Origin of the sequence: Actinomadura coerulea (genome assembly GCF_014208105.1) — a bacterium.
Taxonomy (GTDB): Bacteria; Actinomycetota; Actinomycetes; order Streptosporangiales; family Streptosporangiaceae; genus Spirillospora; species Spirillospora coerulea.
The window spans coordinates 2399057-2425411 of sequence record NZ_JACHMQ010000001.1 but is presented as its reverse complement, the minus strand read 5'-3'; the positions used below and the strand labels follow the sequence as shown (position 1 = coordinate 2425411).

The following is a 26355-nucleotide window of genomic DNA, read 5'->3' as shown; positions in this document are numbered from 1 at the left end:
ATGAGACGAGGCATCGCCAGGAGCGCGCGGCTGGCGACCGGCGCCGGCCTCGGCGCGGTGGCGGCACGCGCCGCCTACACCGCGCTGACGCGGCGCCCGCCCGGCCTGAACGGGCTGCCCGGCGAGCAGGTCTGGGGCCGCACCAACCACCGCGGCGAGCCGGTCACGCTGCTGGAGGGCCCCGCGTTCGTCGCGGGCGCCGCCGCGGCCGGGCTGCTCGTCCCCGGCGCCGCCGCCCGGCTGCGCGCGGCCGCGCTGCTCGCCGGCGCAGGGTCCGGCGCCCTAGGCGGCTACGACGACCTCGCCGGGTCGGCGTCCTCCCGCGGCTACAAGGGCCACCTGACCGCGCTCGCGCGCGGCGAGGTGACCAGCGGCGCGGTGAAGATCCTCGGCATCGGCGCGACCGGGCTGGCCGCCGCCGCCGTGGCCGGCTCGCCCGCCCCGACCCGCACGGGCCGCGCGTTCGACACCCTCGTCAACGGCGCCCTCATCGCCGGGTCGGCGAACCTGATGAACCTGTTCGACCTGCGCCCCGGGCGCGCCGTGAAGGTCGGCCTCATCACCGGGACGCCGCTGGCGCTGACCCGCTCCGGCTCCGCCGTGGTCGCCGCGCCGCTCGGCGCCGCCGCCGCGCTGCTCCCCGAGGACCTCGGGGAGCGCGCCATGCTCGGCGACACCGGCGCCAACGCGCTCGGCGCGCTGCTCGGCCTCGCCGCGTCGCGCCTCGGCCGGGGGCCGAGGCTCGCCGTCCTGGCCGGGGTCGCCGGGCTGAACGCCGCCAGCGAGTTCGTCAGCTTCACCAAGGTCATCGCGGGCAACCCGGTGCTGAACCGCGTCGACATGCTCGGCCGCCGCCCCGTCGCCGCCCCCGTCCCGGCCCCCGCCGAGGCGGCGGAGCGGGAGACCGGGGAGCGGGAGACCGGCAGGTCCGGCACCGAGGACGCGTACCGCCCGGCCGTCCCGCCGCAGCCCGGCCCGGCGGGCGACGGCGTCGCCGACCCCGCCTAGCCCGCCGGACGCCCCCCAGTCCCACACGAGCGTGCCTCCGCCTACCGTGCCCCCATCCGAAGCGCCGCCGCCGGCCCGGCGGCGGCCCGGCCTGCGCCGGCTGACCGGCGGGCTGGCCGGCGCCGCCGTCGTCATCGCGGTCATCACCGTGCTGGCGCGGCTCGCCGGGTTCGGGCGCACCTACGCCTTCTCCCAGACCGTCACCACCTCGTGCCTCAGCCAGGCGTACTTCAGCGCCACCCAGCTCCCGAGCAGCATCTACGAGATCGTCGCGGGCGGCGCGCTCGCCAGCATGGTCGTCCCGGTGCTGGCCGGGCCCGCCGAGCGCGGCGACCGCGAGGAGGTCCGGCGGACCGGGTCGGCGCTGCTCACCTGGATCGTCGTGCTGATGGTGCCGCTGTCGGCGCTGATGGCGCTGTTCGCCCACCCCCTCATGGAGCTGGCGGTGGCCGAGGACCCGCAGGGGTGCTCGCGCGGCGAGGTCGTGCGGGTCGGCGGCGACATGCTGGCGATCCAGTCCGTGCAGATGGTGATGTACGGGATCGCGGTCGTGCTGTACGGGCTGCTGCAGTCGCACCGCCGGTTCGTCGCACCCGCCCTCGCGCCGCTGGTGTCGAGCCTCGTGGTGATCGGCGCCTACGTCGTCTACGCGCCGCTCGGCAGGGGCTTCGAGAACGACCTGGCCGGGCTCCCGCTGGGGGCCGAGCTGACGCTGGCGGTCGGCACGGCGCTCGGCGGCGTCGCGATGGCCGCCACGGCCGCGGTCGCCGCGTGGCGGCTGCGCCTGCGGCTGCGGCCCACCCTGCGCTTCCCCGACGGGGTGGCGCGGCGGGTGCGGCGGCTCGCGGCGGCCGGGATCGCGACGGTCGCGGCGCAGCAGCTGGCGACGCTGCTGATCGTCCGGCTCAGCTCGCAGGGCACCCGGGGCGCGCTGGCCAACTACCAGTACGCGTGGGCGATCTACCTGCTGCCGTGGGCGATCCTCGCGGTGCCGATCGCGACCAGCGCGTTCCCGCTGCTGTCGGCGCGGATGAGCGCGGGGGACCACGACCGGTTCGACCGGGTCACCGCGTCCACCACGCGCGCGGTGATCCTGGTGTCCTGCGCGGGGGCGGCCGCGCTGGCCGCCGTCGCCGTGCCCGTCGCGGCGGTGTTCAACCCCGGCCACCCCGACCAGCAGGAGGTGCTGTCGCGCGCGGTGCTCGCGTTCGCGCCCGGCCTCCTCGGCTACGGTCTCGTCGCGCACCTCGGCCGCGTCCTGTACGCGTGCCACCGGGGGCGGATGGGCGCGGCGGCCGTGGTCGCCGGCTGGATCGTCGTCATGGTCGCGGAGGTCGCGCTGGTGCTGTCGGTCGACCGGCAGTGGGTCGTCGCGGCGCTCGGCGTCGGCAACGCCGCCGGGATGACCGTCGCCGGCGCCCTGCTGCTCGTGACGCTGGTGCGCGCGAGGGGCGCCGCGGCCGTGCGCGGCGTGCCGCGGGCCCTGGCCGCCGGGCTGCTCGGCGCCGCCGCGGGCGGCGCCGCCGGGTACGCGGCGGCGGCGCTGCTCGGCCTCGGCGGGACGGGCCCGGCCGGGGAGCTGCGCAACGTCGGGACCGGGGCGCTCGCCGCGCTGGTCGCCGGCGCCGTCTTCCTGATCATCGCATTCGTGATCGACGGCCGGGACCTGCGGGCCGTCCTCACCCGGAAGGTGACCCGCAATGTCTGACAGGCAGGATCTGGACGGGCTGCGCGTCGCGCTCGTCCTCGGCACCGCCGCCGGCGGCGTCGGCCGGCACGTCCGTTCCGTCGCCGACGGCCTGGTCGAGCGCGGCGCCCGCGTCGTGGTGTGCGGGCCCGCCGCCACCGGCGAGCTGTTCGGGTTCGCCGCCGGCGGTGCCCGGTTCGCCGAGGTCGACCTCGCCGACCGGCCCCGCCCGGCGAGCGACGCCAGAGCCGTCGCCCGGCTGCGGCGGCTGCTGCGCGACGCCGACGTCGTCCACGCCCACGGCCTGCGCGCCGGGGCCCTCGCGGTGGCGGCGTGCGCGCGCGTCGTGCCGGGCCCGCTGCGTCTCGGCCGCGGCGGCCCGCCCCTGGTCGTCACGCTCCACAACGCCGTCATCACCGGCGGCCGGACCGCCGCGGTCTACGGGGTGCTGGAACGCGTCGTGGCGCGCGGCGCCACCCGGGTCCTCGGTGTCTCGCCCGATCTGGAGGAGCGGATGCGGGCCCTCGGCGCCCGGTCGGTCGGGCACGCGATCGTCCCGGCGCCCGCGCCGCAGGCGCCGCCCGGCCCCGCCGTTCGCGCCGACCTGCGGGCCGAGTTCGGCGCCGGGGAGCGGCCGCTGGTCGTCGCCGTCGGCCGGCTCGCCGAGCAGAAGGGCCTGCCGACGCTGCTGGACGCCGCGGCGGGATGGGCGGGACGGACCCCGCCGCCGCTCGTCGCGATCGCCGGCGACGGGCCGCTGGAGGGCGCGCTGCGCGCCCGGATCGAGGCCGAGGACCTGCCCGTCCGGCTGCTCGGCCGCCGATCCGACGTCGCCGGGCTGCTGGCCGCCTGCGACGTGGCGGTCGTGCCGAGCGTGTGGGAGGGGCAGCCGCTGATCGTCCAGGAGATCCTGCGGGCGGGCCGGCCGCTCGTCGCGACCCGCGTGGGCGGGATCCCCGGGATGGTGGGCGCCGAGGAGCGCGGCGAGGGGGCCTCGCTGCTGCAGGGGCCCGAGTCGGACGCGGCGCTGCTGGTGCCGCCGAACGACGCGGAGGCGCTCGGGCGCGCGGTGAGCCGCGTCCTGGACGACCCGGCGCTCGCGGCGCGCCTGGGCTCGGCCGCCGCGCGGCGGTCGGCGATGCTGCCCGGCGAGGACGACGCCGTCGACCAGCTGGCGGAGCTGTACCTGGAGCTGACCGGACCTTAGACGCGGCCTCCGGCGCTCCGGTTCGGAGACGGGCCGGAAAAATCGCGGCGGAGGGGAACCGGCCCGGTGCGGCCCGCGTTGAAGCAGGTAACGGAGGGGAGTATCCCCGCGCGCGGTTCTCGTCAGTACGGTCGGCCCATGCCGGCCCGGGTTCCGCGGCCCGTACCCGATAGCAGGGCGGGAGAGACCTCCGGCGCTCGTCTCATGTCCGCCGGAGGTGTTCACGTTGTCGGTCTCACCCCTCGTCTGGGGTCTCACCATCGCGGCGATCCTTGCGATCATCGCCGCCGACCTGTTCCTGATCCATCGCAACGACACGCGGGAGTTCACCCCCCGCCGCGCCGCGTTCTGGTCGGTGGTCTACATCGGCCTGGCCGTGCTGTTCGGGCTCGGCGTCTGGCTGTTCTCCGGCGGGGAGTACGCCGCGCAGTACTTCGGCGGCTTCGTCATGGAGAAGAGCCTCAGCGTCGACAACCTCTTCGTCTTCATGGTGATCCTCGCCCGGTTCGCCGTGCCGAAGCAGGCCCAGCACACGGTGCTGATGGCGGGCATCGTGATCGCGCTGGTGCTGCGCGGCGCGTTCATCGCGGTAGGCGCCGCCGCCATCGCGACCTTCACCTGGGTGTTCTTCCTCTTCGGCGCGTTCCTCATCTGGACGGCGATCGGCCTGGTCCGCGGCGGCGACGAGGACGACTTCAACGAGAACGCGCTGCTGCGCTGGGCCAAGCGCGTCATCCCGACCTCCGACGAGTACGACGGCAGCCGGTTCCTCACCCGGCGGGGCGGGCGCCGGCTGGTCACCCCGATGGCCATCGTCATGATCGCGATCGGCTCGACCGACGTGCTGTTCGCGCTGGACTCCATCCCCGCGATCTTCGGGCTGACGACCGAGCCGTACCTGGTCTTCACCGCCAACGCCTTCGCGCTGATGGGCCTCGTCCAGCTGTACTTCCTGCTCGGCGGCCTCGCCGACCGCCTCGTCTACCTCGGGCACGGGCTGGCGTTCATCCTCGGGTTCATCGGCGTCAAGCTGATCCTGCACGCGCTGCACGAGTACGGCGTCGGCTGGGCCCCCGACATCCCGATCTGGCTGTCGCTCGCCGTGATCGCCGGGACGCTGACCGCCACCGCGGTGGCGAGCCTCGCCGCGGGCCGCAGGCCGTCCCGCGAGCCGCTCGGGGAGGCCGGGCCCGCCGCCGAGGCGGAGACCGGCGCGACACGCGAGGGCTGAGCGGGACCGCGTCCCCACGTCTTCCGAATGCTGTTCTAGAATCTCGGTCAAAAGGGTCGAGAGAGGGTTGACGCATGGCCATCGGGCTGACCGAGGAGCATGAGGCGCTCGCCGAATCGGTGCGCGGCTTCGCCGAGCGCAACATTCCGGCGGCGGCCGTCCGGGCCGCGCTGGACGCGGAGGAGGAGACCAGGCCCGGATTCTGGCCGGCCCTCGCCGAGCAGGGCCTGCTGGGCCTGCACCTGGACGAGGAGCACGGAGGGCAGGGCTTCGGCCTGCTGGAGCTGTCGGTCGTGCTGGAGGAGCTGGGCCGCGCGGCCGCGCCCGGGCCGTTCCTGCCGACCGTGCTCGCCAGCACGGTGATCGACGCCTCCAGCAACGCCAAGCTGCGCGCCGAGCTGCTCCCGGGCCTCGCCGACGGGTCGCGGACGGCCGCCGTCGCGCTGGACGGCGAGCTGACCGGCCGCCGCGAGGGCGACGCGCTGGTGGTGTCGGGGACGTCGGCCACGGTGCTCGGCGCCGCGCTCGCCGACGTGCTCGTGCTGCCGGTCGCCGTCGACGACGGCGAGCAGTGGGTCGCGCTGGACGCGGCCGACCTCGCCGTCACCCCGGTGCCGAGCCTGGACCGGGTCCGGCGCGTCGCCTCCGTCGAGGTCTCCGGTGCCTCCGTCGCCGCCGACCGCGTCCTGGACGGCCTCACCACCGGCCGGGTCCGGGACCTGGCCGCCGCGCTGTTCGGCGCCGAGGCCGCGGGCCTCGCGGACTGGCTGGTGACGACCGCCGCCGAGTACGCCAAGGTCCGCGAGCAGTTCGGCCGCCCGATCGGGCAGTTCCAGGGCGTCAAGCACAAGGCCGCCCGCAGCCTCATCGCCCTGGAGCAGGCCCGCGCCGCCGCCTGGGACGCCGCGCGCGCCCTGGACGAGGGCACCGAGGAGGCCGGGTTCGCGTCCGCCGTCGCGGCCGTCATCGCGCTGGACGCCGGGGTGCAGACGGCCCGCGACGCCATCCAGATCCTCGGCGGCATCGGCTTCACGTGGGAGCACGACGCCCACGTCTACCTGCGCCGCGCCCTGACGCTGCGGGCGCTGCTCGGCTCTTCCAAGGAGTGGGCCGCCAAGGTCGCCGCGCTCGCGCTGGACGGCGGGCGCCGCGAGGTCGTGCTGGAGCTGGACGAGGACGCGCAGCCGCTGCGCGAGCGGATCCGCGCCGAGATCGCCGAGCTGGCCGCGGTCGAGGACAAGGACGCGCTGGCCGAGCGCCTCGGCGACGAGGGCTGGACCGTCCCGCACTTCCCTCGGCCCTGGGGACGCGAGGCCGGGCCGGTCGAGCAGATCCTCATCCAGCAGGAGCTGCGGGCCGCCAAGGTCAGGACGCCGAACCTCGGGATCGGCGCCTGGCTGGTGCCCTCGCTCGTCCGCTACGGGACCGACGAGCAGAAGGAGCGGTTCCTGCGGCCGACGCTGCGCGGGAAGATCGTGTGGTGCCAGCTGTTCTCCGAGCCGGGCGCCGGGTCGGACCTGGCGTCGCTGTCGATGAAGGCCGAGCGGGTCGAGGGCGGCTGGAGGCTCACCGGGCAGAAGATCTGGACGTCGCTCGCCCAGCACGCCCAGTGGGGCTTCTGCATCGCCCGCACCGACCCCGCCGCGGCCAAGCACGACGGCATCACCTACTTCCTCGTGGACATGGCGTCCGAGGGTGTGGACGTCCGGCCTCTGCGGGAGCTGACCGGCGACGCCCTGTTCAACGAGGTCTTCCTGGACGGCGTCTTCGTCCCCGACGACCGCGTGGTGGGCGAGGTGAACCAGGGCTGGCAGGTCGCGCGCAACACGCTGTCCAACGAGCGGGTGTCGCTGTCGACGGGCGGCGGCCTCGGCATGGGCGTCCCCGAGCTGCTGCGGTTCTTCGCGAACCGGGACCTGGACGCGGTCGCGGCCGCCGAGGCCGGCAGGCTCGTCGCCCAGGGCCAGTCGATCGACCTGCTCGGCCTGCGCACCACGCTCAAACAGCTGAACGGCGTGGAGCCGGGCGCGGAGGCCAGCGTCCGCAAGCTGCTCGGCGTCCAGTTCAACCAGGACGTCGCCGACCACTGCTGGGCGGCGCAGGGCGCGGCGGCGGCCACCGAGGTCCCGATGGCCGAGAGCGGCATCGTGGGCCGCGCCATGCTGTTCAGCCGCGCGATGACCATCTACGGCGGCACCACCGAGGTGCAGCTCAACATCATCGGCGAACGCATCCTGGGCCTCCCCCGAGACCCCGAACCAGGAAAGTAACCCCACCGGGCACACCCCCCGGCCGGGCAGGAACTCCAGCCCTCGGCCAAGGGCAGGCGCGTGGAGCGAGCGCAGCGAGCGCAACGCGCCTGCCCGTCGAGCCGGGCGACCGGAGCGACACCGGCCCACCCGCACGGGCACGACAAGCCGCACAGTGGCGTGAGGATCGCCCGGCTCGCAACGGGGGTTCCAGGGGGTCGTCCCCCTGGGTCAGCGCGGCCGGAAGGTGTAGGTGAAGTTGACGAGGACGATGCCGGTCAGGGCGATGAGGAGGCCGGGGAGGCCGGCGTTGACGACGCCGATCGCGCTCAGCGGGATCGCGGCGAGCAGCGACAGGATCGCCATGGCCAGGCTGTGGTCGCGGTCGCCGTGCCGCGGCTCGGGCGCCGGGGCGCGGCGGCGGCGGGGGCTCGGCGCGGCGCGGGCGTCGAGGGTCTCCTCGATGCGGTCGACGACCGTCTCGATGAAGGCGTCGTCATAGTCGGGCCCCAGTTCGCGCCGGGCCGCCATGGCCGCCGTGAGGTCCTCGCGCGGCAGTCGTGGGGTCGTCATGACACCGTTATAGGCGGGCGGCGCGGGCGTCCGCGTCACTCCCCGGTGCCATGTGGCGGCTACCCCTCAGGTGTGAGCGGACGCGCAGGTAGGATTCCGCTCTTGTCCCAGGAAATCCGGAGGTCTCCGTGAGAGTGCGGGCCCGTTCGACCATCCTCGCCGCCTGGGCCGCCGCGGCCGGGCTGGCCCTCGCGGGCTGCGGCGGCGGTGACAAGCAGGCCGCGGACGCGGCGCCGTCCGCGCCGCCCACCACGCTGGCGCCGCTCCCGGCGGTGAAGCCCGCCGACGTCAAGCCGCTGGTGGGACGATGGGTCGGCGCGGCCAAGGACTACTTCCAGTTCAAGGCCAACGGCAGCGGCGTGTGGGTGCGGGGACGGCAGAAGCTGTGGAGTGGTACGGCCATCCCGGAGGGCGGCGGCAAGTACCGCTTCTCGTGGAACGGCGGCGACCCCAAGGCCGCGTCCTACTGGGGAGTCGCGCTCAGCGAGGACAAGGCGTCCCTCGTCTTCGCCGGGACCAACCAGACCTACAAGAAGGCCGCCGCTCGGAAGGGCACGGGATGACCGACGCGATGTTCGCCTCACCCGCCGACGCCGGGCGCAGGCTCGCCGGCGTCCGCTACCTCGCCGACGACGAGATCGCCACGACGGTGTTCCTGGCCCAGGCGCTCGGCAAGCCGCTGCTGGTGGAGGGCCCGGCGGGCGTGGGCAAGACGGAGCTGGCGAAGGCCGTGGCGGCGGCGACCGGCGCGGAGCTGATCCGGTTGCAGTGCTACGAGGGCCTGGACGAGGCCCGCGCGCTCTACGAGTTCAACTACAAGAAGCAGCTCCTCGCGATCCAGGCCGCGCCCGCCGACCGCGCCTGGCAGGAGACCCACGACGACATCTTCTCCGAGGAGTTCCTGCTGGAGCGGCCGCTGCTGGCGGCGATCCGCCGCAGCGACCCGACCGTCCTGCTCATCGACGAGGCGGACAAGGCCGACGTCGAGGTCGAGGGCATGCTGCTGGAGGTCCTGTCGGACTTCCAGGTGACGATCCCCGAGCTCGGGACGGTGGCGGCGGTCCGCCGCCCCTTCGTGGTGATCACCTCGAACGCGGCGCGGGAGCTGTCGGAGGCGCTGAAGCGCCGCTGCCTCTACCTGCACCTGGGCTATCCGGCACCCGACCGGGAGCGCGACATCGTCCTCGCGCAGGTGCCGGGCATCGAGGCGGAGCTGGCCGAGCGGCTGGTCCGCACCGTCGGCACGCTGCGCGACCTGGAGATCAAGAAGGCGCCGTCGATCGCGGAGACCGTCGACTGGGCGCGCACCCTGCTGGCCCTCGGCCTGGACGACCTGGACGAGGCCGCCGTGGGCCGCACGCTCGGCGTCGTCCTCAAGCACGTCTCCGACCAGGAGCGCGCCGCCAAGGAACTCGGGCTGAGCGGCTGACATGGTCTCACTCGTCGACCGGCACACCGGGTTCGTCGCGGAGCTGCGGCGGGCCGGTCTGCCGGTGTCGGTCGCCGAGGGGCTGGACGCGGTGCGCGCCGTGCGGGCCGTCGACCTGCTCGACCGCGAGTCGCTGCGCGCCGCCTACGCCGCGACGGTCGTCAAGCGGCCCCAGCACCGCGCGACGTTCGACACGCTCTTCGACCTGTGGTTTCCGGCGGCCGTCGGGGACGGCGCCGGAGCGGCGCGCGACCCCGGGCGCCCGGCGAGGACGGTCGACGACGAGGGCAGGCCCGTCCCCGCGGCGCTCGACCCGCGGGTGCAGCGGCGCCGGGAGGAGCTCGCCGACCTGCTCTTGTCCGGGGACGACGCAGGGCTCCGCCGGTTCGCCCGGCTGGCCGTCGCCGAGTACGGCCGGACGCCCGGGCAGGAGTCGTGGTTCTCCTCCGGCGTGCTGAGCGCGCTGTCGCCGGAGACCCTGATGGCGCGGCTGCTGGAGTCGGTGCTGACCGGGCGGGAGCGCGGCGGCATGGCCGAGCGCGTCGCGCGCCGGACGTTCCGCGACCGCATCGCCCGGTTCTCCGGCCTCGTCGCGGGCGAGGTGCGGCGCCGCATCGCCGAGGACACCGGGGTCGAGCGGACCGCCCGCATCGCCGTGCGCCCCCCGCTGGAGCGGCTCGACTTCGCCGGCGCGACCCGCGCCGAGATGGAGGCGCTGCGCCGCGAGGTGTATCCGCTGGCGCGCAGGCTGGCGTCCCGGCTGGTGCAGAGGCAGCGGCACGGGCGGCGGGGCCGGCTCGACTTCCGGCGGACGGTGCGCGCGTCCCTGGCCAGCGGGGGAGTGCCGCTCACCACCCACCACCGGCCGCGGCGCCCGCACCGGCCCGAGCTGGTGGTGCTGTGCGACGCCAGCGACTCGGTGTCGGCGTTCGCGCACTTCACGCTGCTGCTGACGTTCGCGCTGCGGGAGCAGTTCAGCAAGGTCCGCGCGTTCGCCTTCATCGACGCCACCGACGAGATCACCAAGTACTTCGCGCCGGGCGCGGACGTCACGAGCGCGATGACCCGCCTCGCCGCCGAGGCCGACCTCGTGTGGATCACGGGCCGGTCCAACTACGGCCACGCCTTCAAGGTGTTCGACGACAGGTACCGCGACGCCGTCACCCCGAGGACGTCCCTGCTGATCCTCGGCGACGCGCGGTCCAACTACGGGGAGCTGTCCCTGCCGATCGTGCGGTCGATGGCGGACCGGGCCCGGCACGCGTACTGGCTCAACCCGGAGCCGCGCGCCCAGTGGGACACCGGCGACTCCGCCGCGTCCCGCTACGGGGAGCTGGTCCCCATGTACGAGTGCCGGAACCTGACGCAGCTGGCCGCCTTCATCGAGGAGCTCGCCTAGCGGGGTCAGGCCGCCCGGTCCCGGATCACCAGGGCGAGGACGGCGTAGGCGAGCGCGGCGACGGCCGAGACGACCATCGCGACGTTCGTGCCGTGCGCGAGCGAGGCCGCGTCGTGGCCGAAACCCGTCGCGACGGCCCCGACGATCGCCACGCCCAGCGACGCCCCGATGTAGCGGGCGGTGTTGTTGGCGCCGGCCCCCATGCTCGCGCGGTCGGCCGGGACGCTCTCCACGGCGAGCCGGGCGAGCATCGCGTTGGTCAGTCCGCTCGCGACGCCGGCGGCGGCGAGCCCGGGGACGAGCCGCCACCAGTGCGCGTCCGGGGCCAGGGCCGCCAGCGCGAGCTCGCTGACGCCGGCGAGCGCGAACCCGGCGGCGAGCAGGCGCCGGACGGGCACCCGCGCCGGGAGGCGGTGGGCCTGCAGGGCGACGAGGAACGACAGCCCGGACCAGATCGCCAGGACCAGCGCCGCCGCGATCGCGGACAGGCCCATCACCAGGCTCATCATCGTCGCCAGGTAGGTCATGACGCCGATCACGGCGAGCCCGGTGACGAGCGCCCCGGTCACCGACAGCAGGAACGCCGGCCGCCGGAACAGCGCCAGGTCGACCATCGGCTCCCGCCGCCGCGACTCCACGAGGACGAACGCCGCCAGCAGGACCGCCGCGGCGGCGAAGAGCGCGAGGACGCCCGGGGACGTCCAGCCGGTGCGGCCCCAGGTGATCGCGGCCACCAGCGCCGCCACGCCGAGGCTCATGGTGGCCAGTCCCGGCACGTCCACGCCGCGCGGACGCTCGGCCCGCGACTCGGTGAGCGCGCGGGACGCCGCCGCGGCGAGCACCGCGGACGCGGCGACCGTGGCCCAGTACCAGAGCCGCCAGCCGCCGGCCGCGGTCAGCCCGGCCGCCGCGATGGGGCCGAGCGCGATGCCGAGGCCGACCATCGCGCCCCACATGCCGGTGGCCCGCGCCCGCCGCGGGCCCGGCGCGAACGAGGCGCCGACGATGCCGAGCCCGGTCACCAGCAGGGCGGCGCTGGCCGCGCCCTGCGCGACGCGGCCGGCGATGAACACCGCGGCGTTGGGCGCGAGCGCGCAGGCGACGCTGGAGACGGCGAGCGCCCCCGCGCCGATCACGAAGACGCGCCTGCGGCCGTGGTCGTCGGCGAGGCTGCCCGCGGCCAGCAGCGCCGCCGCGAGGCCGAGGCTGATCGAGCTCATCAGCCAGATCTGCGCGGTCGCCCCGGCGCGCAGCCCGCGCGCGGTGTCGGCCAGCGTCGCCGCGGGCGCGCAGTAGTTCATCAGGGCCAGGAGGGTGGCGGCGGCCGGCAGTGTCAGCGCGGCGGCGGTGCCCGGCGCGCTCTGCGCGGCGCGGGGGGTCGCCAGGGTCGTCATACGGTCTCCAAGTTCATTGAACGAACTGACGGCCCGACCGTAGCACGATCGGGTTCAGTCAATGAACCCCCGGGTGGGTACTGTGGTGGCATGGCACTCGGCAAGGACTACGCGGCGCAGGACTGCTCGCTGGCCCGCGCGCTGGAGGTCGTGGGGGAGCGCTGGACGCTGCTGATCGTCCGGGACGCCTTCTACGGCGTCCGCCGCTTCAGCGACTTCCTCGTCCACCTGGACATCCCCCGCGCGGTGCTGTCGGCGCGGCTCCAGTCCCTGGTCGACGCCGGCGTCCTCGTCAAGGACGGCCACGACTACGTGCTGACGGAGATGGGCAAGGAGCTGTGGCCGGTCGTCCACACCCTCGCCCGCTGGGCGGAGGACCACCTGTCCGCCGAGCCGTGCCGCGTCTTCGTCCACCTCGCCTGCGGCACCGAGATCGGCCCGGACGGGCGGTGCGCGTCCTGCGGGCGGCACGTCGCCCCGGACGAGCTGGAGATCCACGCCGGGCCCGGCGTCCGCCGCCGCACCGACCCGGTCAGCATGGTGCTGCGCAGACCGCACCGGCTGCTGGAGCCGATCCGCACCTGACTGAGCGATCCCTCGGCGACGTCGCTCACCTGCGGTGGGGTCCGGGGGGATCCGACCAGATAACCTCCTCGCTCATGAAGACCGAAAGGGCCGAGACCGCCCCCCGTGCCCGGCTTCGGCCGGGCAGCGTTCTCGGCCCCCTGTGGCGGCTGATCGACGGTGGCCCGGACGACACCCGGGCTCAGATCGCCCACCGGGCCCGGGTGCTGGTGCGGATCGCCACCGGGCTGGCCAACCTCGGCGGCGCGCTGGTCGTGCTCGCGTTCGCCGTCGTCGTCCCCGACCCCGTCGGCGCGGTGTCCGAGCGGCTCCGGCTCATCAACCTGATCGTCTTCACCCTCTACGTCACCGCCGCGGTGCCGGTCGGCCTCGTCCTCGGCGAACGGTTCTTCCGCCGCGTCCGCCGCATGGTCGAGCGGCACGACGAGCCCGACCGGCACGAACGCTCCCTGCTGCTGTACGGGCCGCTGCGCCTGATGGCCCTGCACCTGACGCTGTGGGGGATCGGGACGGTCGGCTGGGTCGTCATCAACGCCCCCTTCTCGGGCCTGCTCGCCGTCAAGCTGGGCCTGACGAGCCTGCTCGGCGGCCTCACCACCTGCACGGTCGTCTACCTGCTGACCGAGCGGCTGCTGCGGCGCGCGGTGACGACCGCGCTGCGCAGCGAGATGCCGCGCCGGACCGGGCTGCCCGGCGTCGTCGCCCGGTCCGTGCTGGCCTGGGGCCTCGGGACCGCCGTCCCGATCCTCGGGCTGATGACCCTCGCGATCGGCTCCTTCGTCATCGCCCGGATCACCGTGCGGGAGTTCGCCGTCGCGGTCCTCGCGCTCGGCGGCATCGCGCTGGTCGTCGGGCTCGGCGTCACCTACGGCGCCGCGCGCGCCATCGCCGACCCCGTCGAGTCGGTGCGGCTCGGCCTCGCCCGGATCGAGCGCGGCGACCTCGACGTCGAGGTCCCCGTCTACGACGCCAGCGAGGTCGGGCTGCTGCAGGCCGGGTTCAACCACATGGCCGCCGGGCTGCGCGAGCACGAGCGGCTGCGCGACCTGTTCGGCCGCCAGGTCGGCGCGGACGTCGCGCGCGTCGCGCTGGAGCGCGGCATCGACCTCGGCGGCGAGCTGCGCGAGGTCGCGGTGATCTTCGTGGACATCATCGGCTCCACCCGGCTCGCGGCCGACCGGCCGCCCGCCGAGGTCGTCCGGCTGCTGAACGACTTCTTCGCCGTGGTCGTCGAGGTGGTCGGCGCGCACGGCGGCTGGATCAACAAGTTCGAGGGCGACGCCGCGCTGGCGATCTTCGGGGCGCCGCTCGCGCTGGACGGCGCGCCCGCCCGCGCGCTCGCCGCGTCCCGCGAGCTGGCCCGCAGGCTGCGCGAGGACGTCCCGGCGCTGAGCGCCGCCGTCGGCGTCTCGGCGGGCGAGGCCGTCGCCGGGCACATCGGGGCCGAGGAGCGGTTCGAGTACACCGTGATCGGCGACCCGGTGAACGAGGCGGCACGCCTCACCGACATGGCCAAGACCACCCCCGGGCGGGTGCTCGCGGCGGGCTCGCTCCTCGCCGGGGTGGGGCCGGAGGAGGCGGCGCAGTGGTCGCTCGGCGACGAGGTCACCCTGCGGGGCCGGACGCAGCCGACCCGCCTCGCCTCACCGTGCCCGGCCGAGCGCGTCCCGTCCTAGCCGCGCTCCGCTCCGGGCACGTCTCAGGACGTCGTCTCAGGACGTCGCGAGCGTGGCGCCGCGCAGTGTCGTGTAGAACGGCGACCCGGCCAGCCGTGAGCCCTTCTCCTCGCCGATGTAGACGTCGGCGTGGTTCTCGCCGCCGTATCCGGGACGGAACAGGTCGGTGACCGTCCAGCGGGCCTTCCGGAACGCCGCGCACACCTCGTCCTCGACGGGGCGGCCGTTGCCCTCCCTGCCGCAGGCGACGATCGCGAACCGCCGGCCCCGCGCCAGGACGGACTTGTCGGCCGCCGCCGACGCCCACGCCCGCAGCGGGCGCCCCCGCGAGTCGCGGGTGGTGTCGTCCAGCCAGAAGCCGACGCTGTGCGACCAGTTCAGGTACCGGCCCCGCTCGGGCCCCTCGGTGATGCGCCCGCTGCCCTCGGTCTGGACGACCTTGAGGAAGTCCTTCGGGTAGGAGCCGAGCGGGGTCCTCCCGTGCGAGCAGTGGAAGCGGGCACAGCCGCGCACCGCTTTCCGCTTGCCGTGGTACAGGCTTTCCAGCGCCGTGTAGTACGTGGTGATGCGCCACCCCGCGACCCGCCCGAGCGGCACGGGCTCGCCGCTCGCGGGCGTGGGGACCCCGATCGTGGGAGCCGGGCTCGGGGCGGGGGCGGGGGCCGACACGGGCGGCGCGGTCGGCGGCGGCACGCTCGCGCCGCGCGCGCTCTGGCCGCAGCCCGCGACGGCCCCGCACAGCAGAAGGGCCAGCGGTGCCCTGCGCCGCATCGCACCCTCCCGGCCGTGGACGGCTGTCCGCCACCGGGGACACTATCCCGGTCAGTGGCCGCGGGCTATCCATTCCTCGAGATGCGGGGCCTCCGCGCCGACGGTGGTGGACTCGCCGTGCCCGGTGCGGACGGTCGTCTCCGGCGGGAGCGTCAGCAGCCGCTCCCGGATCGAGGCGATGATCGTCGGGAAGTCGGAGAACGACCGGCCGGTCGCGCCGGGTCCGCCGCTGAACAGGGTGTCACCGGAGAAGACCGTCGCCAGGGCGGGCGCGTGAAGGCACACCGCGCCGGGGCTGTGGCCGGGCGTGTGCAGGACCGTAAGATCCGTGCCCGCGACCGTGATGACCTGCCCGTCGGCCAGGTCGCCGTCGGGCGAGGTGTCCGGGTGACGCTGCTTCCACAGCATCAGGTCGGCCGGGTGCAGCAGGACGGGGGCGCCCGTGCGGGCCCGCAGGGCGGGCGCCGCGTCGACGTGGTCGTCGTGCCCGTGCGTGGACACGATCGCCACCAGCCGGCGGCCGCCGAGCGCCGCCGCGATGGCCTCGGCGTCGTGCGCGGCGTCGATGACGATCGCCTCGCTGTCGTCACCGACGATCCAGACGTTGTTGTCGACGTCCCAGGTCCCTCCGTCCAGCGAGAACGTCCCGGACGTGACGAGGTGGCCGACGCGCGGTTCCGCGGATCCGCGGGCCATCAGAGCACCACCACCGAGCGCAGCACGTCGCCGCGGTGCATCTTCTCGAACGCGGCCTCGACGCCGTCCAGCTGGATCGTCTCGGAGACGAACGCGTCCAGGTCCAAGCGCCCCTGGAGGTAGAGGTCGATGAGCATGGGGAAGTCGCGGGACGGCAGGCAGTCGCCGTACCAGGACGACTTGAGCGACCCTCCGCGCCCGAACACGTCCAGCAGCGGCAGCTCCAGCCTCATCTCCGGGGTCGGCACCCCGACCAGCACCACCGTCCCGGCGAGGTCGCGGGCGTAGAAGGCCTGCTCGTAGGTCTCGGGACGGCCGACCGCGTCGATGACGACGTCCGCGCCGAACCCGCCGGTCAGCTCCCGCACCGTCGCGACGACGTCCTTCTCCGCGCCGTTCACGGTGTGCGTGGCCCCGAGGGAGGAGGCGGTGGCGAGCTTGCGCTCGTCCAGGTCGACGGCGATGATCCGGGCTGCCCCGGCCAGCCGGGCGCCGAGCACGGCCGCCGCGCCGACGCCGCCGCAGCCGATGACCGCGACCGAGTCGCCGCGCCCGACCCCGCCGGTGTTGATCGCCGCGCCGAGCCCCGCCATCACCCCGCACCCGAGCAGCCCGGCGACCTCGGGCCGCGCCGCGGGGTCGACCCTGGTGCACTGCCCGGCCGCGACGAGGGTCTTGTCGGCGAACGCGCCGATGCCGAGCGCGGGCGACAGCTCCGTCCCGTCCTCGAGGGTCATCTTCTGGGCGGCGTTGTGGGTGTCGAAGCAGTACCAGGGGCGTCCGCGCGAGCAGGCGCGGCACTGCCCGCACACCGCGCGCCAGTTCAGGACCACGAAGTCGCCGGGCGCCACCTCGGTCACGCCCTCGCCGACCGACTCGACGATCCCGGCGGCCTCGTGCCCGAGCAGGAACGGGAACTCGTCGTTGATCCCGCCCTCGCGGTAGTGCAGGTCGGTGTGGCAGACCCCGCACGCCTGGACGTCGACGACCGCCTCGCCGGGCCCGGGGTCCGGAACGACGATCGTCTCGATCCGCACCGGCTGCCCCTTGCCCGGTGCGACGACCCCGCGTACCTGCTGCGCCATGCTGCCGCCTTTCGTCGTCTCGGCCTCCCCCGACCCTACCCACGCCCCGCCCGCCTTCCCCGTCCCCTCCGGCCGGGGGACCCTCTCAGGTACCGGACGCGAGATCACCTGCGGGCGTGATGCGGGCCCGGGCGGCCCGGCGCGAGGCTCATTCGCATGACAAGCACCATCACCCGCCTCGCCACCGGCGTGCTCGCCGCCGCCGCGATCACGGCCGCCTGCGCCACCGCCGCGTCCGCCGGGGCGTCCGGGCGCCCGGCCGCCGAGCACCGGGCGGGGGCCGTGGCCCAGCTGGGCGCCGCACGCGGGCACCTGGTCTCCGCCACCCACCTCACCACCATGTCCGCCGACCAGGTCCGCACCTGGCTCGCGTCCGAGGGCTTCGACACCGCGTCCGTCCGCCACGGCGTGGACACCTACCGGCTCGTCTACCGGACGGTCGACGCGCGGGGCCGCGCGACGACCGCCAGCGGTCTGGTCGTGCTGCCGCGCAGCCGGGACCGCCGCCTCGCCACCGTCTCCTACACGCACGGCACCACGAGCTACAAGCCGGATGCTCCCTCGACGTCGGACGACGTCTGGGGCCCCGGCGCCGCCGTCACCTACGCCGCGGCCGGGTTCGCGGCGGTCGCGCCCGACTACCTCGGTCTGGGCCTGGGCCCCGGAGTCCATCCGTGGAAGGACGTGCCGTCCGAGACGAGCGCGTCCCTCGACATGCTCCGAGCCGCTCGCCACTTCGCGCCGCGCGCGGGACGCGTCCTGGACGGCCGGGTCTTCGTCACCGGCTTCTCCCAGGGCGCCTCGTCCGCCCTCGGCCTCGCCCGGACTCTGCAGGGCGGCGCCGACCCGCACTTCCGCCTGCGCGCGGTGGCGCCGATCAGCGGGGCCTACGACTTCCGGGGCGCGGAACTGCCCGCCCTGCTGAACGGGGACGTCGCCTCCAAGATGGCGGTCGCCTACACGACGTACCTGCTCACCTCCTGGAACCGCACTCACGGGGGCATCTACCAGAACCCCTCGGAGCTGTTCCGCAAGCCCTACGCCGACCACGTCGAGAAGTACTTCGACGGGACGACGCCCGGGCCCGTCATGCTCGACGGCCTCCCGGACACGCTGGACGACCTGCTCACCCCGCGCGGCTTCGAGGTGCTGCGCCACCCGTCGGGCACGTTCGCCGAGGCCCTGCGCGTGGACGCGGAGGTCTGCACGGCCTGGACGCCGCGCGTCCCGGTCCGCCTCTACAAGATGGCCGGGGACGAGCAGGCCGTCACGGCCAACACCGACCACTGCGCCGCGGGGTTCCGGGACCGCGGCGCCACCGTGCCCGTCGTCGAGGTGGGCGACCGCCTCTACGGCGGATCCCGCCACCTCGGGTCCAATCTCGCGGGCACCGCCCAGATCGTCCGCTGGTTCGGCGAGCTCAGCTGAAGTGGATGGCCTGCAACCTGTCGGCGGCGTCACGGTCCAGGACGGTGACGCCGGCGGCGGGCGGCAGGGGGGCGCCGCTGCGCGCCCGGGCGATCAGGGGGCGCCAGCGGCGGCAGTGGCGGGCCCACAGGGCGGCGGCGACGACGCGGCCGCGCGCGTACTGGCCGGCGCGGGCGGTCTCCGGCGCGACGTCGATGAGGATCAGGTGCAGCCGCCCCCCGCGGCGGCGCGCCAGCCAGGCGAAGCCGTGCAGGATGTGCGGCCAGGTGCCGCGCGTGTGGGCGACGACGCCGTGCCCGGCGACGATCGCGCGGCCGATGCGCCACACGTGGGTGCTCTGGACGATCGGGGTCCGCAGCCGGACGGGCAGCGGCCCGAGGAACCGCGCCCACCAGTTGCGCGACTGGCGCGAGTCGATCACTCGGACGTTCCCGGCGCGCACCGGGGCCGTCTCGTCGCCGCGCAGCCCGTACAGGCGGTTGAGCAGGGTGCTCTTACCGGAGCCGGGCAGGCCGGCGACCAGCACCAGCGAACCCGCCGGGTAGCGCAGCGCGGGTCCCGGATCCGCCTTGTGAGGTGGGGGGATGGTCGACTCCTGGTCTTGGGCCGGAGGTGTGTTGGGGGAACGAACGTCCCCCGCCACTTGTTCCGGCCGAGCCGGAGGCGTCACCAGCCGCGGGCGCGCCACTCCGGGAGCGAGGGGCGTTCCCGGCCGAGCGTCGAGTCCTTGCCGTGGCCCGGGTAGAACCAGGTGGCGTCGGGGAGCCGGTCGAAGACGCGCTCCTCCACGTCCGAGAGCAGTTGCCGGAAGCGGGTCGGGTCGCCCCAGGTGTTGCCGACGCCGCCGGGGAAGAGGCTGTCGCCGGTGAACAGGTGCGGGCGGTCGGCCAGCTCGCCGCCCGCGTCGTAGAGCAGCGCGATCGAGCCCGGCGTATGGCCGCGCAGGTGGATGACGTCGAGGGACACCTGCCCGACCGTGACGGTGTCGCCCTGCTCCACGGGCTCGGCGACCGGCTCGGGCAGGGGCCCGGCGTCGCGCGGGTGGGCGACGACCGGCGCGCCGGTGGCGCGCGCCACCTCGCTCAGCGCCATCCAGTGGTCCTCGTGGCGGTGCGTGGTGACGATCCGCGCGAGGGGGCCGTCGCCGATCAGCTCCAGCAGCCGGGGCGCCTCGTTCGCCGCGTCGATCAGGAGCTGCTCGCCGGTCGCGGTGCACCGCAGCAGGTAGGCGTTGTTGTCGTACGGGCCGACCGCCACCTTCGTCACCCGTAGCCCGGGCAGCTCCCGGACGTCCGGACGCCCGCCGGCCTCGACGTTACCGGTGTAGGTCATGCGTCCTCCCCGTCGATTGTTCGAAGACCATCTTCCATCATCGGCTCCCGCGATCACCCGTGCCCCGGGCGCGCGCCTGGAATGAGCCACCAGACGCAGCCGAACCGTGCGCCACCGGACGGACTTTCCCCCCTTCCCGCCGCACCATGGGAACTGGAAGATCAGGTTCTACCCTCCGGAGGGCGGTGAGGCGGTGGCGACCGCGTTCCGTCCCGCGCGGCCGCGCGGGCCGCTGCCGGGGGCGCGCCGCGGCGGGAGGACGACCGGATGATCGGCGACGGGCCGGGCATCCGGCCGGGCAGCTTCTGGGAGCGGCTGGCCCCCACCGACCGGCAGGCCTTGCGCGCCATGGGCCGGCGCGCCGACATCCCGCCCGGCGGCATGCTGTGCCACCAGGGGACGGTCGCGCCGGCCGTCTACGTCGTGTTCAAGGCGTCGCCGAGGGCCGCGAGCAACGCGGTGGCCAAGGAGTTCGTGGACTCCAGCGACGGCGACGAGTCGATCATCGACCTGTTCGGGGCGGGCGACCTGGTCGGCGTCCTCGGGCCGTGGGGGCATCCGCAGCGCGCCACGGTCGCCGCGCTGGACCACGTCACGGCGCTGCGCGTGGACCGCCGCAAGTTCCGCAGCCTCCTGGCGGCGAGCCCGCAGGTCGCCGAGGCGATGATGCACGCCGTCTCCGAGAGCGTCACCTACGGCGGTCGCCGGCACGCGGTGCGGGCCGCCGACCATCCCCAGCGGCTCGCCTTCCACCTGCTGGAGCTGGCGCACCGGTTCGGCGAGCCCGCCCCCGGCCAGGGCACGCGGATCCCCCTGCGGCTCAGCCAGGCGGAGCTGGCGAACTGGGCGGGGATCTCCCGCGAGACGCTGGTGCGCTGGTTCCGGGCGTGGCGGGCCAAGGGCATCCTCGACCGGCGGGCCCGCCCGCTGACCGTCCTCGACGTCGAGCGGCTCCGCCGCGCCGCGAGCCCCTGGGGCGACGACTGGCCGGCCGCCGAGGCCGAACGGCCGCCCGAGGAGGCGCGGGGGCAGGACGAGGGCGCCGGGATCGCGGCGCGCGAACCGGTGCGCCTGGGGGCGCCGGCCCGGCCGCCCGCCGTCCGCCTGCCCGCCGACAACCCCTACTTCGCCGGGCGCGTGGTCAGCCTCGGCAAGCTCGACCTGCTGGTCGGCCAGTCCGTGTGGCCGCGCGCCGTCGTGGTCCAGGGCATGGCGGGCGTCGGCAAGACCACGCTGGCGCTGCACTGGGCGCACCGGGTCGTCGACCGCTTCCCCGACGGCGTCCTGTTCGCCGACCTGCGCGGCACGTCCCGCAGCCCCGTCACCCCGGCGGAGGCGATGGGGCAGGTGCTGCGCGCGGCGGGCGTGCCCGGCGACCAGGTCCCGCGGACGGAGGCGGAGCTGGCGGCGCAGTGCCGGTCCTTTCTCGGCGACCGCCGGATGCTGCTGATCCTGGACAACGCCGCCCGGCCCGAGCAGATCAGGCCGCTGCTGGCGGCGACGGCCTCCGGGCTGGTGGTCGTGACGAGCCGGCGGCGGCTGCCGGCCCTGCTCGAAGGCGCCGACGTGCGGACGCTGGAGCTGCGGGAGATGGCGACGCAGGAGGCCGTGGACCTGATCTCCAACGTCCTCGGGGCGGGCGACCCCCGCCTCCGGGAGGAGGACAAGGCGGTCGAGCGGCTCGCGCGCGAGTGCGGCCACCTGCCGCTCGCGCTCGGCGTCATGGCCGGGCGGCTCGCCGAGAACCCCGGCGAGTCGGTCGCCGGGACCGTCCGGGAACTGGCGGCCCGGGACGTCCGGGACGCCGCGCCGTACGGGCCGGGCCTCGCGGGGGCGGGCCTGGGCGACGGCGCGGCACCCGGGACGTCCGGGACGGCGCTGCTGGCCGTCCTCAGCCCGACGTTCGACGTCGCCTACCGGAGCCTGCGGCGGGGGCAGCGCGAGGCGTTCCGCAGGCTCGGACTGGTCGCCGGCCCCGACTTCACGCCCGCCGCCCTCGCCGCCCTCCAGGACGGCACGGTCGGCGAGGCGCGCGAATGCCTGGAGGGCCTGCGCCAGGCGTACCTGGTGCACGACGTGGGGCCCGACCGCTACCGGATGCACGACCTGCTGCGCGACTTCGCCCGCGAACGGGGGCTGCGCGAGGACTCCGACGGCGAGCTCCAGGCGGCCCAGCGGCGGCTGCTCGCCGGCTACCTCGCCGAGGCGCGCCGCGCCGGGGACGCCATGGCGGCGCGGTCCCGTCCGAGGGCGCACCCGGGGGAGGCGCACGGACGTCCGTCCAGCGCCGCGGAGCGCGCCGCCGGGCTCGCCTGGTTCGAGGCCGAGCGCCGCAACCTGGTCGCCGCGGTGCACCAGGCCGCCCGGCTCGGCCTGCACCGCACGTGCTGGGAGCTCGCCGACGCGCTGTTCGACTTCCAGGAGTTCCGCCGCTACAGCGAGGACAGCATCGCCGTCCACCAGGCGGGCCTGCACGCCGCCCGCACCGAGGAGGACTGGGCGGCCGCGGCCGTCATGCTCCACAACCTGGCGATGGCGCACTTCGAGCTGGGCGACTCCGTCCAGGCCATCGGTTACGGCGAGGACGCGCGGCGCGGGTTCCGGGCCGCCGACCCGCCCGACCGCTACGGGGAGGCCGCGACTCTGGCCACCCTGGCCGACGTCCACGTGGCGCTGGGCCGCTACCTGACGGCGATCGACCACGCGCGGCGCTCCCTCGCCATCCACGGGGAGCTGCGAGACGACGCGGGAACGGCCAAGGGCCACGACATCCTGGCCCGGGCACACCTGGGCCTCGGCGACTACGAGACGGCTCTGGACAACGCCGCCAGGGCGCTCGACGTCCGCCGACGGACGCACGACCAACCGGGCGTGGCGGAGACCCTGCTCACCGTGGCGCAGGTACACCGCCGCCAGGGCAATGTCCACGGCGCGGTCTCGCACGCGCTGGAAGCGCTCGCCATCCGGCAGGAACTCGCCGACATGCACGGCGCCGCGCAGGCGCTGACCGAGCTCGCGCGGATGAACGCCGCGCTCGGCCTGCGCGACCTGGCGCAGCAGGACGCCGAGCAGGCGCTGCGCACCTACCGCGCCCTGGGCGCCCGCCACGGGGAGGCGCGCGCGCTGGCCACGCTCGGCATGCTCATGTGCGAGGCGACGCGGTTCGCCGAGGCGTTCACCTACTGCGGGCAGGCGCTGCGGCTGCACCGCGACACCAGCGACCGGCACGGCGAGGCCGAGGCGCTCGCGCAGATCGGGATCGTCCACTGGCGCCTCGGACGGTACCGCGAGGCGCGCGAGCACCTGCTGCGCGCCCTGGAGATCCGCCGCGAGATCGGCGACCAGCACGGCGAGGCGAACGACCTGGAGCACCTGTCGGTGGTGATGCGGCGCCTCGGCCGCCACCAGGAGGCGTTCGTCCTCGGCCTGGAGGCGCTTGACCTGTGGCACCGGCTCGGCGCGCGGGGCGGGATGGCCGGGACGCTCGGCAGCCTGGCCCGCACCTACTCGCGGCTCGGCCTGCCCGAGGAGGCCGAGCGCGCCGCCCGGCAGGCGCTGGGCATCCGCGAGTCGGGGGGCGACTGGTACGGCCTCGGCGTCGGCATGGACACCCTCGCCGCCGTGCTGCGCCGCGCCGGCCGTCCCGAGGAGGCCCTGGAGCGGGAGCTGGAGGCGCTGCGCATCCTCGGCGAGGTCGGCGACCGGCACAGCGAGGCCGTCGGCCTCGGCCACCTCGCCGCCATCCACCTCGACCTCGGCCGCGCCGGCGACGCCCTGGCGGCCGGGCGGCGCGCCCTCGACCTCGCCGCCGAGCTCGGCGCCACCCGCGAGCAGGCCCACGCCCTGCACGGCCTGGCCCGCGCGTCCCAGCTGACCGGCGCGCACGACCGCGCGGTGGAGCACGTCACCGCCGAGATCGCCATCCGCCGCGAGACCGACGACCAGCGGGGGCTGCGGCGGGCGCTGGAGCTGCTGCGCGACTCCCGCCTGGCCCTCGGCGACCACGCGGCGGCCGCGGACTGCGTCCGCCGCGTCCGCGCCCTGGACGGCCTGCTCGCCCCGGAAGGACCATCCGACGTGTGACCGATGACGTGGTCGGCCGGCCCCGGGACGCGTTCACTGGACCGCGACGCACGCGATCATGAAGCCGGGGCCCGGCCGGATCCGGGTCCGGTGAGGAGGCGAGATGCAGACCCCCCGGTTCTGGAACGCGCTGCCCCCCCGCGCCCAGGAGGCCCTGCGGCGGGCGGGCGCGCCGGTGGTGATCAGGCCCGGCGCGTTCCTCACGCGCGAGCACACCCGCGCGGCCCAGGTCTTCGTCCTGCGGTCCGGGGCGGTGAAGGTCTGGGTGGACCGCGACGGCGAGACCGCCATCCTCGACGTCCTCGGCCCCGGCGACCTGGTGGGGGAGCTGGAGGCGGTGGACGGCGGCGTCCGGCACGCCAACGCCGAGGCGCTGACGCGGGTCGAGGCCATCGTGCTGCCCGCCGCGCGCTTCCGCGGCGTCCTGGACGCCGAGCCCGGCTCGGTGTGGGCGGTCGCCGCCGTCCTGGCCGAGCGGCTCCGCGACGCCAACGAGCTGCGCGTCGCGCACTTCCCCGACGACCCCGAGCGCCGCCTCGCCGGCCGCCTCCTGCGCCTGGCGGCGCGGTTCGGCTCCCCGGTCAAGCGGGAGCGCCCGGACGGCGTGGTCGAGGAGGGCGTCCTCGTCCAGGTCCCGGTCACCCAGCAGGACCTCGGCCGCTGGGCCGGGATGGGCCGCCGCAAGGTCGCGCAGATCCTCGCGGCCGAGCCCGTGCGCGGCCGCGTGACCGTCGCCCGCAGCGCGATCGCCGTCCGTTCCGCGGAAGCCCTGCACCGGCTCGCGGGCGACGACCCTCCCTAGGCCCCCGGCCCGCTCACAGGCCTGGTCCCCGCCGGAACCGGGCGGGCTCGTGCGGCCAGGGCGGCGGGACGGGCAGCGGGCCGTCCGGGCGGACGTGCACGCCCGCGCCGTCCGAGCGTCCGCTCAGCCAGCCCAGCAGCGCCCGGCCGGAGCCGGCCGCCTCGGGGCCGCCGGGCGTCCAGCCGAGCTCGGCGGTCTCGCCGGAGTCGGTCGCGGTGATCCGCAGACCGGCCAGCTCCCCGAGGAGCCGGTCCGGCAGGGCCGCCAGGTCCGCCAGCGTGGCCGCCGCGGACCACCGGACGTAGGGCTCCGGCCAGTCGGCCGGGCCGTACCCGGCGGCCAGGTCGACGTGGTGGGCCTCCACCTCGTTCCAGCGGCGGAACACCGTGTACCAGGCCGGGTGGGGTCAGCCCGCCATCGCCCGCACCGGGGCGTCGGCGGCGCCGTCCGGCAGCGACCGGGCCTGCTCGGAGAACCGCGCCTGCGTCGCCCGGACGTCGGCGACCAGCTCGTCGCGGCCACGGTCCGCGCCCGCGGCGATGTCGGCGTCGCGCCGCTCCAGGCTCGGGTACTGCGGGATCTCCGTCCCCGTGCGCGCCCCTTCCAGCAGGTTCCACAGGGAGTCGGCGTTGCGCGCGATGTGCGTCGCCACGTGCCCGCGGCTCCACCCCGGCAGCGCCGACGCGCCCCGCAGGGCGTCGCCGGACAGCCCCTCCAGCGTCGCGGCGACGCGCTCCACGCCCGCGTCCAGCTCGTCGATCACGTCGCGCCAGTCCATGACCCCTCCTCGGCGAAAGGACGCTCCATCCTGTCGCACCGGCCCGGCCCGCGCCAGACAATGGTGATCATGGACTTTCCGATCTGCGTCACCTGCGGCGTCCAGTACGCCGGGCCCCGCCCGGACTGCCCGATCTGCGAGGACGAGCGGCAGTACGTCGGCTGGGAGGGCCAGCGGTGGACGACCCTGGAGGAACTGCGCGGCGGCCACCGCGGCCGCGTCGCCGAGGAGGGCCCGGGGGTCGTCGGGATCGGCACCGAGCCGTCCGTCGCCATCGGCCAGCGCGCCCTCCTCCTGCGCGCCCCGACGGGCAACGTCCTGTGGGACATGGTCACCCACATCGACGACGACCTGGTCCGCCGGGTGAACGACCTCGGCGGCGTCTCCGCGATCGCGATCAGCCACCCGCACTACTACGGCACCATGATCGAGTGGGCGCGGGCGTTCGACGCCACCGTCCACATCCACGAGGCCGACCGCCGGTGGGTGGCCCGCCCGGACGACGCGGTCGCCTTCTGGTCGGGCGACACCCTCGAACTGGCCGACGGCCTCACGCTGATCAACGCGGGCGTCCACTTCGCGGGCGGCCAGGTCCTGCACTGGCGCGACGCGCGCGCCCTCTTCTCGGGCGACATCGTGCAGGTGGTCGACGACCGCGACTGGGTGAGCTTCATGTACTCCTACCCGAACTACATCCCCGAGCGCCCCCGCACCGTCCGCCGCGCCCTGCGCCTCCTGGAGCCCTACGACTTCGACCGCGTCTACGGCGCCTGGTGGAACAAGATCGTCTACAGCGGCGGGAAGGAGGCCGTCCGCCGCTCCGCCGAGCGCTACCTCTCCCACGCGCTCGACGACGAGTGACCGGGGCGGCGCGGCCGCCGGGCGGAGCGCGTTCCGGGTGGTCGGAGGGGGCGCCGCGCCCTGGTCGCGGGTGGTGGCGGC

At 75.6% G+C, this 26355-nt stretch carries 23 protein-coding genes; 14 read left to right on the top strand and 9 right to left on the bottom strand.

The features are described from left to right. The 5 genes from BKA00_RS11230 to BKA00_RS11210 all read left to right on the top strand — a co-directional run bounded on the left by BKA00_RS11230 (position 1) and on the right by BKA00_RS11210 (position 7403). Positions 1-1008, top strand: coding sequence for a hypothetical protein (locus BKA00_RS11230; RefSeq protein WP_230299153.1), 1008 nt, complete (start codon positions 1-3; stop codon positions 1006-1008). A 46-nt stretch (positions 1009-1054) separates the two neighbouring features. Continuing rightward, entirely contained in the window at positions 1055-2716 is a 1662-nt protein-coding gene (murJ, locus tag BKA00_RS11225) for a murein biosynthesis integral membrane protein MurJ (RefSeq protein ID WP_230299152.1), read from the top strand. Then, entirely contained in the window at positions 2709-3902 is a 1194-nt protein-coding gene (locus BKA00_RS11220; protein WP_185024846.1) for a glycosyltransferase family 4 protein, read from the top strand. Before murJ ends, BKA00_RS11220 begins: the two co-directional genes overlap by 8 nt. Positions 3903-4128: 226 nt before the next feature. After that, positions 4129-5133 (top strand): TerC family protein, encoded by a 1005-nt coding sequence (locus BKA00_RS11215; protein WP_185024845.1) that lies wholly within the window; start codon positions 4129-4131, stop codon positions 5131-5133. Between the two features lie 74 nt (positions 5134-5207). Continuing rightward, positions 5208-7403 (top strand): acyl-CoA dehydrogenase family protein, encoded by a 2196-nt coding sequence (locus tag BKA00_RS11210; protein ID WP_185024844.1) that lies wholly within the window; start codon positions 5208-5210, stop codon positions 7401-7403. Between the two features lie 210 nt (positions 7404-7613). On the opposite strand, the gene BKA00_RS11205 is transcribed toward BKA00_RS11210, so the two are convergent. After that, positions 7614-7955: a hypothetical protein gene (locus tag BKA00_RS11205; RefSeq protein ID WP_185024843.1), complete on the bottom strand. Its 342-nt coding sequence runs from the start codon at positions 7953-7955 to the stop codon at positions 7614-7616. A gap of 128 nt (positions 7956-8083) precedes the next feature. Here BKA00_RS11205 and BKA00_RS11200 point away from each other — a divergent pair, with 128 nt between their 5' ends. Genes BKA00_RS11200 through BKA00_RS11190 form a run of 3 tightly spaced genes read left to right on the top strand, consistent with a single transcriptional unit; the run spans position 8084 to position 10783 of the window. Continuing rightward, entirely contained in the window at positions 8084-8518 is a 435-nt protein-coding gene (locus BKA00_RS11200) for a hypothetical protein (RefSeq protein ID WP_185024842.1), read from the top strand. Next, complete coding sequence (locus BKA00_RS11195) at positions 8515-9384, top strand: AAA family ATPase (RefSeq protein ID WP_185024841.1); 870 nt, start codon at positions 8515-8517, stop codon at positions 9382-9384. Before BKA00_RS11200 ends, BKA00_RS11195 begins: the two co-directional genes overlap by 4 nt. A gap of 1 nt (position 9385) precedes the next feature. Next, on the top strand, positions 9386-10783 hold the full coding sequence (locus BKA00_RS11190) for a VWA domain-containing protein (RefSeq protein WP_185024840.1): 1398 nt from the start codon (positions 9386-9388) through the stop codon (positions 10781-10783). Positions 10784-10788: 5 nt separating this feature from the next. Here BKA00_RS11190 and BKA00_RS11185 read toward each other — a convergent pair whose 3' ends face one another. Beyond that, positions 10789-12177 (bottom strand): MFS transporter, encoded by a 1389-nt coding sequence (locus BKA00_RS11185; RefSeq protein ID WP_185024839.1) that lies wholly within the window; start codon positions 12175-12177, stop codon positions 10789-10791. Positions 12178-12267: 90 nt separating this feature from the next. Here BKA00_RS11185 and BKA00_RS11180 point away from each other — a divergent pair, with 90 nt between their 5' ends. Continuing rightward, on the top strand, positions 12268-12762 hold the full coding sequence (locus BKA00_RS11180; protein WP_185024838.1) for a winged helix-turn-helix transcriptional regulator: 495 nt from the start codon (positions 12268-12270) through the stop codon (positions 12760-12762). Positions 12763-12836: 74 nt separating this feature from the next. Continuing rightward, on the top strand, positions 12837-14438 hold the full coding sequence (locus BKA00_RS11175) for an adenylate/guanylate cyclase domain-containing protein (protein WP_185024837.1): 1602 nt from the start codon (positions 12837-12839) through the stop codon (positions 14436-14438). A 36-nt stretch (positions 14439-14474) separates the two neighbouring features. Here the strand turns inward: BKA00_RS11175 and BKA00_RS11170 are convergent, their stop codons facing one another. Genes BKA00_RS11170 through BKA00_RS11160 form a run of 3 tightly spaced genes read right to left on the bottom strand, consistent with a single transcriptional unit; the run spans position 14475 to position 16990 of the window. Beyond that, positions 14475-15209, bottom strand: a complete 735-nt coding sequence (locus BKA00_RS11170; protein WP_230299151.1) for a hypothetical protein — start codon at positions 15207-15209, stop codon at positions 14475-14477. Positions 15210-15260: 51 nt separating this feature from the next. Then, positions 15261-15905, bottom strand: coding sequence for an MBL fold metallo-hydrolase (locus BKA00_RS11165; protein WP_185024836.1), 645 nt, complete (start codon positions 15903-15905; stop codon positions 15261-15263). Further along, a complete protein-coding gene (locus BKA00_RS11160) occupies positions 15905-16990 on the bottom strand; it encodes an S-(hydroxymethyl)mycothiol dehydrogenase (RefSeq protein WP_185024835.1) in 1086 nt (361 codons plus the stop codon). Before BKA00_RS11160 ends, BKA00_RS11165 begins: the two co-directional genes overlap by 1 nt. A 156-nt stretch (positions 16991-17146) precedes the next feature. On the opposite strand from BKA00_RS11160, the gene BKA00_RS11155 reads away from it, so the two are divergent. Beyond that, a complete protein-coding gene (locus BKA00_RS11155) occupies positions 17147-18418 on the top strand; it encodes a hypothetical protein (RefSeq protein WP_221493100.1) in 1272 nt (423 codons plus the stop codon). Here the strand turns inward: BKA00_RS11155 and BKA00_RS11150 are convergent. Next, the gene (locus tag BKA00_RS11150; RefSeq protein ID WP_230299150.1) at positions 18411-18944 is read right to left on the bottom strand and encodes an ATP-binding protein; all 534 of its coding nucleotides are present in this window, start codon (positions 18942-18944) and stop codon (positions 18411-18413) included. The two genes, BKA00_RS11155 and BKA00_RS11150, sit on opposite strands and share 8 nt — an antisense overlap. Positions 18945-19084: 140 nt before the next feature. Then, entirely contained in the window at positions 19085-19750 is a 666-nt protein-coding gene (locus BKA00_RS11145; protein ID WP_185024834.1) for an MBL fold metallo-hydrolase, read from the bottom strand. Between the two features lie 267 nt (positions 19751-20017). Between BKA00_RS11145 and BKA00_RS11140 the strand changes: the two genes are divergently transcribed. Further along, positions 20018-23833: a tetratricopeptide repeat protein gene (locus tag BKA00_RS11140; protein ID WP_185024833.1), complete on the top strand. Its 3816-nt coding sequence runs from the start codon at positions 20018-20020 to the stop codon at positions 23831-23833. Positions 23834-23936: 103 nt separating this feature from the next. Continuing rightward, positions 23937-24635, top strand: coding sequence for a Crp/Fnr family transcriptional regulator (locus BKA00_RS11135; RefSeq protein WP_185024832.1), 699 nt, complete (start codon positions 23937-23939; stop codon positions 24633-24635). Positions 24636-24648: 13 nt separating this feature from the next. On the opposite strand, the gene BKA00_RS11130 is transcribed toward BKA00_RS11135, so the two are convergent. Next, positions 24649-25020 (bottom strand): DinB family protein, encoded by a 372-nt coding sequence (locus BKA00_RS11130; RefSeq protein WP_185024831.1) that lies wholly within the window; start codon positions 25018-25020, stop codon positions 24649-24651. 21 nt (positions 25021-25041) lie between these two features. Next, positions 25042-25413: a maleylpyruvate isomerase N-terminal domain-containing protein gene (locus tag BKA00_RS11125; protein WP_185024830.1), complete on the bottom strand. Its 372-nt coding sequence runs from the start codon at positions 25411-25413 to the stop codon at positions 25042-25044. Between the two features lie 69 nt (positions 25414-25482). Between BKA00_RS11125 and BKA00_RS11120 the strand changes: the two genes are divergently transcribed. Continuing rightward, positions 25483-26274 (top strand): MBL fold metallo-hydrolase, encoded by a 792-nt coding sequence (locus tag BKA00_RS11120; RefSeq protein ID WP_221493099.1) that lies wholly within the window; start codon positions 25483-25485, stop codon positions 26272-26274. Positions 26275-26355: the final 81 nt, after the last annotated feature.

Coding starts and splice junctions, on each gene's coding strand:
- BKA00_RS11230 (WP_230299153.1), top strand. CDS start 1: ATGAGACGAGGCATCGCCAGGAGCGCGCGGCTGGCGACCGGCGCCGGC.
- BKA00_RS11220 (WP_185024846.1), top strand. CDS start 2,709: ATGTCTGACAGGCAGGATCTGGACGGGCTGCGCGTCGCGCTCGTCCTC.
- BKA00_RS11210 (WP_185024844.1), top strand. CDS start 5,208: ATGGCCATCGGGCTGACCGAGGAGCATGAGGCGCTCGCCGAATCGGTG.
- BKA00_RS11205 (WP_185024843.1), bottom strand. CDS start 7,955: ATGACGACCCCACGACTGCCGCGCGAGGACCTCACGGCGGCCATGGCG.
- BKA00_RS11195 (WP_185024841.1), top strand. CDS start 8,515: ATGACCGACGCGATGTTCGCCTCACCCGCCGACGCCGGGCGCAGGCTC.
- BKA00_RS11190 (WP_185024840.1), top strand. CDS start 9,386: ATGGTCTCACTCGTCGACCGGCACACCGGGTTCGTCGCGGAGCTGCGG.
- BKA00_RS11185 (WP_185024839.1), bottom strand. CDS start 12,177: ATGACGACCCTGGCGACCCCCCGCGCCGCGCAGAGCGCGCCGGGCACC.
- BKA00_RS11180 (WP_185024838.1), top strand. CDS start 12,268: ATGGCACTCGGCAAGGACTACGCGGCGCAGGACTGCTCGCTGGCCCGC.
- BKA00_RS11175 (WP_185024837.1), top strand. CDS start 12,837: ATGAAGACCGAAAGGGCCGAGACCGCCCCCCGTGCCCGGCTTCGGCCG.
- BKA00_RS11170 (WP_230299151.1), bottom strand. CDS start 15,209: ATGCGGCGCAGGGCACCGCTGGCCCTTCTGCTGTGCGGGGCCGTCGCG.
- BKA00_RS11165 (WP_185024836.1), bottom strand. CDS start 15,905: ATGGCCCGCGGATCCGCGGAACCGCGCGTCGGCCACCTCGTCACGTCC.
- BKA00_RS11160 (WP_185024835.1), bottom strand. CDS start 16,990: ATGGCGCAGCAGGTACGCGGGGTCGTCGCACCGGGCAAGGGGCAGCCG.
- BKA00_RS11155 (WP_221493100.1), top strand. CDS start 17,147: ATGACAAGCACCATCACCCGCCTCGCCACCGGCGTGCTCGCCGCCGCC.
- BKA00_RS11145 (WP_185024834.1), bottom strand. CDS start 19,750: ATGACCTACACCGGTAACGTCGAGGCCGGCGGGCGTCCGGACGTCCGG.
- BKA00_RS11140 (WP_185024833.1), top strand. CDS start 20,018: ATGATCGGCGACGGGCCGGGCATCCGGCCGGGCAGCTTCTGGGAGCGG.
- BKA00_RS11135 (WP_185024832.1), top strand. CDS start 23,937: ATGCAGACCCCCCGGTTCTGGAACGCGCTGCCCCCCCGCGCCCAGGAG.
- BKA00_RS11125 (WP_185024830.1), bottom strand. CDS start 25,413: ATGGACTGGCGCGACGTGATCGACGAGCTGGACGCGGGCGTGGAGCGC.
- BKA00_RS11120 (WP_221493099.1), top strand. CDS start 25,483: ATGGACTTTCCGATCTGCGTCACCTGCGGCGTCCAGTACGCCGGGCCC.